Below are 9,701 nucleotides of genomic sequence, written 5' to 3' on the forward strand. Positions count from 1 at the left end.
GACGGATTGATCTTCACCAATACCGGCAACGCGCCACTATTTCAAGCCTAAGGTGAATCATGGATAGGCCATGCCCTCCAGCGTCACTGCTCGAGCTGTCCGATCTATCCGACTTTGGCATCCGCCTGACCCCAGCACCTGAGGTGTGGGAATGGCTCCAGGCAGAGATCCTCGCCGACACCGGCACCATTCACAACGAAGACCATGCTCACCTACTGGATGCAGACATCCGGGTTATGTGGGCCTCGTCGAGCTTCGAGAAGCAGGGCCGCACAGTACTGGGCCAAGCCGAGCAGGTAGCGTTCCGCGCTGGTGGTTGGCAGAAGGCCCGGATGGAGCAACAGATGCGCGATTGGTTCGGAGATGTGCCGGCCTTCCTCATCACCTTGGCTGCCGACTACTGCGCCCAGTGCAGCGACCTTGAGTTCTGCGCCCTGATTGAACACGAGCTGTATCACCTGGCTCATGCGACCGACAAGTACGGTCAACCAGCATTCACCCAAGACGGTGCACCGAAGATCAAGCTGCAGGGCCACGACGTGGAAGAGTTCGTCGGTGTGGTCCGCCGCTACGGTGCAAGCCCTGACGTTCAAGCGTTGGTGGATGCTGCAAACAGTCCTGCTGAGGTGGGGAAATTGAACATTGCGAGGGCCTGCGGAACCTGTCTGCTGAGATCGGCCTGATTTTTGACAGGCTCTAGACGGATGAGAATTTATGGCAGCCCTGAAAAATGAGGTGAAGAGCTTCATCGTTCAGGCGCTGGCGTGCTTTGACACCCCCTCCCAGGTGGTGGAAGCCGTCAAGAACGAATACGGGCTTGTGGTGAGCCGCCAGCAAGTGGAGACGCACGACCCAACCAAGTCTGCAGGGAAGGGGCTGGCGGTGAAGTGGGTGACCCTGTTCCACGACACTCGCAAGCGATTCCGCGAAGAGACCGCAGAGATACCCATCGCCAACCGCGCCTACCGGCTTCGTGGCCTGGGGCGAATGGCTGAGAAGGCCGAGAGCATGCGCAACCTGGCGCTGACCGCTCAGTTGTACGAGCAGGCCGCCAAAGAGGTGGGCGACGTTTACGTGAATCGCCGCCTCGAACCTGAGAAACCACTGGGCTCCCAAGCGGACCAGCAGCACGCCGTTGCTGAGTACACCTTGGAGCCTGATGAGAATATCCCCGCTACCCCGTACCTTTGACCCACCAGTGAAACTGACGCCCAAGCAGGCGAACATTTACTGCTGGGGCTTCCAGCCTGAGGCCCGCTTCCGCGATGCGGTGTGTGGCCGGCGGTTCGGCAAGACGTTCCTGGGCAAGGCTGAAATGCGCCGTGCCGCTCGCCTTGCTGCTGAGTGGGGTGTGAGTGTTGAGGACGAGATCTGGTATGGCGCGCCGACGTTCAAACAGGCCAAGCGCGTGTTCTGGCGGCGCCTGAAGCAAGCTATTCCCGAGGCATGGCGTGCACACCGTCCGAATGAGACGGAGTGCTCGATCACGCTCAAGTCCGGCCACGTAATGCGCGTGGTGGGCCTCGATAACTACGACAACTTGCGGGGCTCCGGCCTGTTCTTCGTCCTGGTGGATGAGTGGGCGGACTGCCCGTGGGCTGCGTGGGAAGAAGTCCTGAGGCCGATGCTCTCTACCTGCCAGTACACGATTCCGGATGTCGGAGTGCGAAAGGGCGGGCATGCGTTGCGAATCGGCACGCCCAAGGGCTTCAACCACTGCTACGACACTTATCTGGACGGTAAACCAGGCGGCGAGCCGGACCATAAGAGCTGGCAGTACACGTCATTGCAGGGCGGCAACGTTCCTCCTGAAGAGCTTGAAGCGGCTCGCAGGAAAATGGACCCGCGCACTTTCCGGCAAGAGTACGAAGCTGGCTTTGAGAACTACGCGGGCGTCGTCTATTACACGTTCAATCGTGATGAGTGCCGAACCAGCGAACGCATCAAGCCAGGCGAAGCGCTGCATATCGGCATGGACTTCAACGTCATGAAAATGGCGGCTGTGGTCTATGTCGTGCGCAACGACCTGCCGATGGCCCTGGATGAGTTTCACGGTGTGCGCGACACGCCGGAGATGATCGAGAAGATCCAGACACGGTTCCCTGGGCACTCGGTGGCGGTCTATCCAGACGCCAGTGGGCAGAACACCAGCAGCAAAAACGCGAGCGAGTCCGACTTGTCGCTGTTGAAGAAAGCAAAATTCACAGTGATCGTCGACTCCACAAACCCAGGCGTAAAAGACCGCGTGAACTCGGTAAACGCCATGTTCCTGAATGCATACGGCGAGCGACGACTGAGGGTCAACATCGACCAGTGCCCTCAGCTCACCTTGTGCCTGGAGCGACAGACCTACACCGACAAGGGCGAGCCGGACAAAGATCCGAAAAAGGGTCACGACCATATGAACGACGCCGCCGGCTACTTCATTGCCAAGCGCTATCCGATCAAAGCGATCGTCACTTCTATCAAAATGGGATACGCCCGATGAGCAACGACGTCTCCTTCAAGCGGGCTGAATACACGGCAGTGCTGGACCGCTGGGCGACCGTTCGCGACGTCTGCGCGGGCCAGCACCGGGTTGTGGATCGGCTGCCGTACATCAACGCGCACGACAAGTCGCCGGAGAACGAAGACCGCAACCGGGCATACCGCGAGCGGGCGGTGTTCAAGAACGCCACCGGGCACACCCGTAACGGGCTACTGGGTCTGGCTTTCCACAAAGATCCGACACTGACGGTGCCGAAGAAGCTTGAGTACCTGCAGGACAACGCCAACGGGTCCGGAGTGAGTATTTACCAGCACTCCCAAGGGACTCTGGAGAAAGTGCTTGAAGCTGGGCGCCACGGGCTTTACGTCGACTACCACCAAGACGATGGTATCGGCGGGCATTCGGTGATCTTGTCCTACTGCGCTGAAGACATCATCAACTGGCGCACCGGCATGGTGAACGGCCATAGCGTGCTGACGCTGGTGGTGCTGCGCGAGTCGCCGGAGATACCGGATGGTTTTGGCTACAAGACAGCTGAGCAGTACCGGGAACTGGCGCTGGAGGATGACGGTTTCGTTTGTCGTGTTTGGCGCCGGTCCGGGCCGAAAGGTGGTGGGCCGCTGACTGTCATCGAAGAATTCAAGCCGGAAGGCGTCACGGGGCGCCTCAAAGAGATCCCGTTCACCTTCGTCGGTGCACAGAACAACGACCCAAGCATCGATGAGTCGCCTCTGTATGACATAGCCATGATCAACCTGGGCCATTACCGGAACAGCGCCGACTACGAAGACAGCGTGTTCTGGTGCGGTCAGGCCCAGCCGTGGATCAGTGGGCTCGACGAGTCCTGGCGCGACTGGATGGAGAAGAACGGCATCTATGTCGGCTCCCGAGCCCCCATGATGCTGCCCGTTGGTGGCGCATTCGGTTACGCGCAGCCAGCGCCCAATACGCTGGTTAAGGAGGCCATGACCGACAAGAACCAGATGATGATCGAGCTGGGCGCCCGGATGGTGGTTGCGTCGCTTGCGACCAAGACCGCAACCGAGTCCCGTGGCGATCAATCAGCATCTACATCGGTTCTTGCTGGATGCGTAGCCAACGTCAGCGAGGCCTACACGCGAGCCATTATGTGGTGCTGCATGTACATGGGTATTGCCGACAAGAAGATCGCCTACCAGGTCAATCAAGAGTTCGTCGAGCTCACTGCCGATCCGCAGATGATCACGGCCTTGGTTGGCTTGTGGCAGAACGGCGGCTTCGCGAAAGCTGACCTGCGGGCGTACTTGCGCAAGCTGGGGCTAATCGCGCCAGAGCGGACTGACGAGCAGATCGACGGCGAGCTGGAAGAGCAGGCCGATGGCCTGGGCCTGGACGACGAGGACAAAGTAGATGGCGGCGAACCAAGCAATACTTGACGCGACCATCAGGCACGCTGTCTTTCTCGAAAAGCTAAAGGCTGGGGAGGTGGGCAAGTTCGCCCCCTTCCTCAAGGAGATTGATCGCTCGATCCGTGACCGGCTCACTCAGTCGGACCTGACCGAGTACAACGTCAAACGTCTTGAAGCCCTGCTGAAGGAAGTAGATAGCCTGCTGCTGGGCATCTTCGACCGCTACAGCGCGCAACTGAACCTCGACCTGGTGGACATCGCCAATTACGAGGCCGAGTTCGAGGCGACCAGTCTTGCCAGGTCGGCACCGGTTGGCGTGTCGCTGGATGTAGTCGCGCCGACAGCTGCTGCAATCCGTACCGCCGTGCTGACGAATCCGCTCAGCGTGCGCGGTACCGGTGGCGGCAAGCTGTTGAAAGCCTTCATAAAGGGCTGGACTAGCGCCGAGCGTGAGCGTGTCACCGGGACCATTCGGCAGGGCTTCTTCGAAGGGCAGACGAACTTCCAGATCATCCGCAATATTCGCGGCACCAAGGCGGCAGGGTACAAAGACGGCATCTTGGCCACCACCAACCGCAATGCCAGCACGGTCGTGCACACCGCCATTCAGCATGTGTCGTCCCAGGCGCGAATGGAGGTGGCTAAGGCCAACACGGATATCGTGGAAGAGATCCAGATGGTGGCCACGCTGGACAGCAAGACCAGCCAGCAATGCCGCTCAATGGACAAACGTAAGTTTCCAGTGGATTCCGGCCCAAGGCCGCCGTTCCATCCAAACTGCCGCACCACCTTCATCCTGCTGACCAAGCTCAGTGCCATGTTCGCCAAGGGCGCTACCCGTGCCTCAGTAGGCGCCAATGGCGGCCAGCAGGTAAGTGCAGACCTCGATTATTACCACTGGCTCCAGCAGCAGCCGGCTGCGTTCCAGGACGTTGCTATCGGCCCAGTCCGGGCAAAGCTGTTCCGGGAGGGCGGGTTGACGGTGGAGCGCTTCGCCGAACTGCAACTGGACCGCAACTTCTCGCCGCTAACACTGAAACAGATGAAGGGCTTGGAGCCTTTGGCGTTCGAGCGCGCCGGAATTTAACCGAACATATTCAATCAGCCGGCCTTGAGCCGGTTTTTTTTTGTCCGTCGGGCGGGCAAAACATACCCAAGGGGTGCATCACCGTGGCAGAAGAAAACGAAATCGACCTGGAAAACCCGGCAATCAAGGCCGCTATCGCGACTGCCGTTGAAGCATCCGTTTCCGGATTGAAAACCAAGAACTCGGAGCTACTGGGCAAGCTGAAGGAAACCTCCGGCAAGCTGACTCAGTTCGAAACCCAGTTTGAAGGCATCGACATCGACGCCGTCAAAGGCCTGCTCAGTCGGGCGGGCCAGGACGAAGAAACCAAGCTGCTTACCGAGGGCAAGGTGGACGAGGTGTTCAATAAGCGCACCGAGCGCCTGCGTGGCGAGCATGACAAGCAGTTGAAGACGCTCGCCGGTCGCGCTGAAAAGGCTGAAGCCTTCGCCGCCAAGTTCCAGGGCAAAGTCCTGGGTGACTCGGTGCGCGGCGCAGCACTGAAGGCTGGCGCACTTCCTGAGGCAACCGACGACATCATCCTGCGTGCCAAAGGCGTGTTCTCACTGAACGAAGAGGGCGAAGCGGTCGCTGTTGACGAGAATGGCCAAACCATCCTTGGCAAAGACGGCAAAACCCCTCTGACTCCGCTCGAATGGGCCGAGTCTCTGCGCGAAAGCGCACCCCACCTGTGGCCAAGGGCTTCAGGGACACAAGCCCCGGGCGGGGGTGGCGGCCAGGCTGCATCGAAGCGCTCCGAAATGACCTCCGAGCAGAAGCGCGACTTTCAGCGCAAGCACGGCCAAACCGCATATCTCGCATTGCCCAAGTAAGGGGAAAGACCCATGCCTACAACTGTCAACAACGACCTGATTATCTACAACGATGAGGCGCAAACCGCCTACCTGGAGCGCATCCAGGATAACTTGGACGTGTTCAACGCCTCGTCCAACGGCGCAATCGTCCTCGATAACGAACTGATCCAAGGCGACTTCCGCAAGCGTGCTTTCTACAAGCTCGGCGGCGGCCTGGAGCATCGCGATGTCAACTCCGACGGCAAGGTCACCGCTAAGAAAATCGGCGCCGGCGAAGCCGTAGGCGTCAAGGCTCCGTGGAAATACGGCCCATACCAGACTACCGAAGAGGCGTTCAAGCGCCGCGGTCGTGCGGTTGATGAGTTTTCCCAGATCATCGGCGCCGACGTGGCTGACGCCACCATCGAAGGCTTCATCGAGTACGCCACCGGCGCGCTCAAGGCTGCCATCGGCTCCAATGCTGCCATGGTGGTGTCTGCGAACATCGAAACCGACGGCAAGAAGACTCTGACCCGTGGCATGCGTAAATTCGGCGACAAGTTTGGCCGCATTGCGCTGTGGGTCATGCATTCGTCTGCCTATTTCGACATTGTTGATGAAGCGATCGCGAACAAGGTCTACGAAGAAGCGGGCGTCGTGATCTACGGCGGCCTGCCTGGCACCCTGGGCAAGCCGGTGCTGGTGACCGACAAGGCGCCAGTGGATGCGATCTTCGGCCTGCTGCCGAATGCCGTGGTGATCACCGAGTCCCAGGCCCCGGGGTTCCGTTCTTACGACGTGAACGACGAGGAAAACCTGGCTATCGGTTACCGCGCCGAGGGCACCGTCAACATCGACGTGCTGGGTTACAGCTGGAAGGAAACCACTGGCGGTACCAACCCGACTCTGGCCGCCGTCGGCTCTGCTGCGAACTGGGTCAAGCACTCGGACAGCAACAAGGTCACCGCCGGCGTGATGATCAATCTCACCACCACGCCACCAGTCGGCGGCTGATAACCACCCCAGGAAGCGGCCAGCGATGGCCGCTACGGAGATTCCGATGGAACTCGTTTATACAAACCAGCTTGACGGCTTTGAGCCAGGCAAGCGCTACCGCGTCCCAGGTCTGTTCCGGAGCGTTGAGCGCGATGCAACCGCAGTGATCGTGGTAGGTGACTATCCCGAGATCGTCACGGCGTACGAAGAAGCCGGTGTTGACGTTGAGGTTGTCGAGTTGCCGGTGCCTATTGCTTTCGGCACGCAGGCGATCGCATCTGGCGAACTGTCCAAGCTGCTTGCTGATCTGCAAGGCGAGAGTGACGCAATGGTTCTGCTGGTCGACGGTCTGGAGGCTGGCGAAATCCATCGTCCAGAGGCTGGCGCACTGGCATTGCGCCTGTTTGAAGTGCTGGGCACCATCCACGCTTCAGTTGGAGAGCTGACCACTGAGCGTGACGGCCTAGCCCTGACTGTCGACACACTGCGCGAAGAGATCGAGGCGCTGAAGAAGGCCTCGATTACGCCGCCTGATGAGGCCGGTGAAATCGCGGCGCTGAAAGTAAAGCTCGATGAGGCCAAGGTCCAGTACCGGGCCAACGCCTCGAAAGAGTCCCTGGAAAAGCTCGTCGCCGAGCTGACCAAGGAGTAATACTGCTGGCTGTCGGTCACCCGACGGCCAATTCACAAACCATTCCAGCGAGTTACCGCATGACACTCATCATTGAGGACGGCACCGGCAAGCCTGACGCCGAAAGCTACGCAAGCGCTGAAGACCTTGCCCGGTATGCCGTGAAATTCGGCACGGTCATCCCCGCAGACGTCCCGGAGCAAGAAGCGCTGTTGCGACGGGCCGCACTGGCGATGGATGGCATGACCTGGAAGGGTTGCAAGACCAGCAGCGAGCAGGCTTTGTCCTGGCCGCGCCGAGAAGTGCTGCTGGATCACGAGATCAAGCCGAACAACTACCTTCCGGCGCGGATCCAGTACGGGCAGATGGCCCTGGCCGCCGAAATCCATCAGGACGACATTGACCCGGTGGAGAAGCGTAAGGGCGCGGTGCTGCTCGAACGTGTTGAGGGGGCTGTGACCCGGCAGTACGCGGCGATCCCCAACACCAGCAACCGGCTACTGCCAGCGGCACCGGATCGGCCCAGCGCCACTCAGTTCGCTGACTACTTACAGAAGCGTGGATTGTTTTCGGTGAGGGTCTAAATCAAATATTCAACATTTGCAGGTTTTTATAGTGGACAAAAACACTGAATAAATCTTCGTCGCTGCTAGCAGATACGAGCTCAGTAAAAGTAGAAAATTCATTTGAGTGGAACGGGACATGGTGTTGAGCATGCTCCGCGATCAGATCGTCGGTAAATTCTTCTGCGCGCGTTCCAGCTAAGACGGTGCGTATTGCCTCTTTGAAATCCTTTCTCGCTGAGCATTTGTCGATGCTAGTGAAGTCTGCCAATGCATTGTTTAGACGGTTAGCGGCGTCGATCAAAAACAATGCTTTTTCGCCGTTAGTCATCGCAGGTCCTTATAGGGTAACTAAATGGCATTCTACGAAGAAATGGCCGTGATGGCTCTGGAGATGATCACAGAGTTCGGCCAGCCCGTAACCATCAGCAGAACCGAGCCGGGCGAGTACGACCCGGAGACGGGTGGCGAAGCGCCAGGTGCAACCGTCGAGCAAATCGCCCAGGGCATTCTGATCGACTTCACCGGCCAAGAATTCCAGAGCAACAGCCTCATCCGGCAAGGCGACAAGAAGCTCAAGATTGCCGCGCAGGGATTGGCCTGGGTGCCGGGTCTGCTCGACAAGGTCGTCGCGCAGGGCCGCACCTGGTCAATCGTGCCGCCGCTGAAAGAGATCAACCCGGCCGGCACGCCGATCTTGTATGAGCTGCAGGTGCGGTCGTGAGCCGCGCAGGCGCCGGACAATCCGGCAGCTTCGCCCTGAGCCTGGCCGAGTTCGCCGCGCAGACCAGCGAAGCCATCGACGCCAGCGTCCGCGAAATCATCATCGAGGTGGGCAGCAGCCTGATTCGCATGTCTCCAGTGGGTAACCCGGAGATCTGGGCGCAGAACGCTGTAGCGACCGAGTACAACAAGGCCGTCGACGATCACAACACCGCGCTTCGAAGCGATCCGACAAACCTCACGAAGGGCGGCAGGCTGAAGAAAGGCCGCAAGCTCAACGATGGCATGGATATCGTCGCGCCGGAAGGATACGTCGGGGGTCGGTTCCGTGCGAACTGGCACATCTCGCTCGGCGTGGTCGAAAACGTCACCTTCGACGAGGTAGACCCCAGCGGTGCCGAGACAGTCGCTGCTCTGGTCGCGGCAATGAGTGACTTCACCGCCGGCCAAATGGCCTACATCATCAACAACTTGCCCTATTCGATCCCGCTAGAGTTCGGCCATTCGACCCAGGCCCCCGGCGGCATGGTCCGGGTCACCGTGGCTCGCTTCCAGCAGATCGTGCTGGAAGCCATCAGGAACAACCAGGTATGAGTCACGCAATCATCGCCTCTATCTATGAGGCCAAGCTGATCGCCTGGAACGCCGCCAGGTCGGAGAAGCTTAAGATCGTTTTCGAGAACACGGCGTACACGCCGGCGGCGGGCGAGACCTGCCTGCGAGCCTTCACTATCCCGGGCGACACCGCGAGCAACACGCTCGGCGGTGATCACCGGCTGTTCACCGGAGTGTTCCAAGTCAGCATCATCACGCCGGCGGGCGCCGGCAAAGCCAAGACGAATCCAATCGCAGCAGAACTTATAGATCTGTTCCCGCTATACGCCAGAGACACGAAGGGCTCGGTCACGGTGGTGACGATGTCGCCGGTCGACCCGGGGCCCGGCATCACCGGCGATTCCACCTACACCGTCCCGGTCTCGTTCTTGTACCGGGCCGACACCAACTGATCCCGCCCATTGGGCAAACCCAGAGACCCGCCATTGAGCGGGTTT

At 59.6% G+C, this 9,701-nt stretch carries 13 protein-coding genes; 12 read left to right on the plus strand and 1 reads right to left on the minus strand.

Going from position 1 to position 9,701, the window contains the following annotated elements:
• The first annotated feature begins 59 nt into the window (after positions 1 to 59).
• The 9 genes from E1K68_RS13690 (at position 60) to E1K68_RS13730 (ending at position 7,947) form a co-directional block, all read left to right on the plus strand.
• Positions 60 to 683 (plus strand): putative metallopeptidase, encoded by a 624-nt coding sequence (locus tag E1K68_RS13690; RefSeq protein WP_212614239.1) that lies wholly within the window; start codon positions 60 to 62, stop codon positions 681 to 683.
• Between the two features lie 31 nt (positions 684 to 714).
• Entirely contained in the window at positions 715 to 1,191 is a 477-nt protein-coding gene (locus tag E1K68_RS13695) for a DUF2280 domain-containing protein (protein WP_212614240.1), read from the plus strand.
• Positions 1,192 to 1,198: 7 nt separating this feature from the next.
• On the plus strand, positions 1,199 to 2,488 hold the full coding sequence (locus E1K68_RS13700) for a terminase (protein WP_346344348.1): 1,290 nt from the start codon (positions 1,199 to 1,201) through the stop codon (positions 2,486 to 2,488).
• Positions 2,485 to 3,903, plus strand: a complete 1,419-nt coding sequence (locus tag E1K68_RS13705; protein WP_212614242.1) for a DUF4055 domain-containing protein — start codon at positions 2,485 to 2,487, stop codon at positions 3,901 to 3,903. Before E1K68_RS13700 ends, E1K68_RS13705 begins: the two co-directional genes overlap by 4 nt.
• A complete protein-coding gene (locus E1K68_RS13710) occupies positions 3,878 to 4,963 on the plus strand; it encodes a minor capsid protein (protein ID WP_212614243.1) in 1,086 nt (361 codons plus the stop codon). The genes E1K68_RS13705 and E1K68_RS13710 overlap by 26 nt, the downstream gene beginning before the upstream one ends.
• A gap of 83 nt (positions 4,964 to 5,046) precedes the next feature.
• Positions 5,047 to 5,775, plus strand: a complete 729-nt coding sequence (locus tag E1K68_RS13715) for a hypothetical protein (protein WP_212614244.1) — start codon at positions 5,047 to 5,049, stop codon at positions 5,773 to 5,775.
• Between the two features lie 12 nt (positions 5,776 to 5,787).
• Entirely contained in the window at positions 5,788 to 6,750 is a 963-nt protein-coding gene (locus E1K68_RS13720; protein ID WP_166405604.1) for a major capsid protein, read from the plus strand.
• Positions 6,751 to 6,796: 46 nt separating this feature from the next.
• The gene (locus E1K68_RS13725) at positions 6,797 to 7,384 is read left to right on the plus strand and encodes a hypothetical protein (RefSeq protein ID WP_212614245.1); all 588 of its coding nucleotides are present in this window, start codon (positions 6,797 to 6,799) and stop codon (positions 7,382 to 7,384) included.
• A 59-nt stretch (positions 7,385 to 7,443) separates the two neighbouring features.
• The gene (locus E1K68_RS13730; RefSeq protein ID WP_212614246.1) at positions 7,444 to 7,947 is read left to right on the plus strand and encodes a DnaT-like ssDNA-binding protein; all 504 of its coding nucleotides are present in this window, start codon (positions 7,444 to 7,446) and stop codon (positions 7,945 to 7,947) included.
• Between the two features lies 1 nt (position 7,948).
• Here the strand turns inward: E1K68_RS13730 and E1K68_RS13735 are convergent, their stop codons facing one another.
• Positions 7,949 to 8,257 carry a hypothetical protein gene (locus E1K68_RS13735; protein WP_212614247.1) on the minus strand — a complete coding sequence of 103 codons (309 nt, stop codon included), beginning with the start codon at positions 8,255 to 8,257 and terminating at the stop codon, positions 7,949 to 7,951.
• A 24-nt stretch (positions 8,258 to 8,281) separates the two neighbouring features.
• Here E1K68_RS13735 and E1K68_RS13740 point away from each other — a divergent pair, with 24 nt between their 5' ends.
• From E1K68_RS13740 to E1K68_RS13750, 3 genes are read left to right on the plus strand one after another with little or no spacing between them, the layout of a single operon-like run.
• Complete coding sequence (locus E1K68_RS13740) at positions 8,282 to 8,650, plus strand: hypothetical protein (RefSeq protein WP_212614248.1); 369 nt, start codon at positions 8,282 to 8,284, stop codon at positions 8,648 to 8,650.
• Positions 8,647 to 9,243: a hypothetical protein gene (locus E1K68_RS13745; RefSeq protein ID WP_212614249.1), complete on the plus strand. Its 597-nt coding sequence runs from the start codon at positions 8,647 to 8,649 to the stop codon at positions 9,241 to 9,243. The genes E1K68_RS13740 and E1K68_RS13745 overlap by 4 nt, the downstream gene beginning before the upstream one ends.
• Positions 9,240 to 9,656, plus strand: coding sequence for a phage tail terminator-like protein (locus E1K68_RS13750; RefSeq protein WP_212614250.1), 417 nt, complete (start codon positions 9,240 to 9,242; stop codon positions 9,654 to 9,656). Before E1K68_RS13745 ends, E1K68_RS13750 begins: the two co-directional genes overlap by 4 nt.
• Positions 9,657 to 9,701: the final 45 nt, after the last annotated feature.

Source organism: Pseudomonas sp. B2021 (genome assembly GCF_018135665.1).
In the GTDB taxonomy this organism is placed as follows: Bacteria; Pseudomonadota; Gammaproteobacteria; order Pseudomonadales; family Pseudomonadaceae; genus Aquipseudomonas; species Aquipseudomonas lactis.

Coding starts and splice junctions, on each gene's coding strand:
- E1K68_RS13725 (WP_212614245.1), top strand. CDS start 6,797: ATGGAACTCGTTTATACAAACCAGCTTGACGGCTTTGAGCCAGGCAAG.
- E1K68_RS13740 (WP_212614248.1), top strand. CDS start 8,282: ATGGCATTCTACGAAGAAATGGCCGTGATGGCTCTGGAGATGATCACA.
- E1K68_RS13730 (WP_212614246.1), top strand. CDS start 7,444: ATGACACTCATCATTGAGGACGGCACCGGCAAGCCTGACGCCGAAAGC.
- E1K68_RS13750 (WP_212614250.1), top strand. CDS start 9,240: ATGAGTCACGCAATCATCGCCTCTATCTATGAGGCCAAGCTGATCGCC.
- E1K68_RS13695 (WP_212614240.1), top strand. CDS start 715: ATGGCAGCCCTGAAAAATGAGGTGAAGAGCTTCATCGTTCAGGCGCTG.
- E1K68_RS13710 (WP_212614243.1), top strand. CDS start 3,878: ATGGCGGCGAACCAAGCAATACTTGACGCGACCATCAGGCACGCTGTC.
- E1K68_RS13705 (WP_212614242.1), top strand. CDS start 2,485: ATGAGCAACGACGTCTCCTTCAAGCGGGCTGAATACACGGCAGTGCTG.
- E1K68_RS13720 (WP_166405604.1), top strand. CDS start 5,788: ATGCCTACAACTGTCAACAACGACCTGATTATCTACAACGATGAGGCG.
- E1K68_RS13690 (WP_212614239.1), top strand. CDS start 60: ATGGATAGGCCATGCCCTCCAGCGTCACTGCTCGAGCTGTCCGATCTA.
- E1K68_RS13735 (WP_212614247.1), bottom strand. CDS start 8,257: ATGACTAACGGCGAAAAAGCATTGTTTTTGATCGACGCCGCTAACCGT.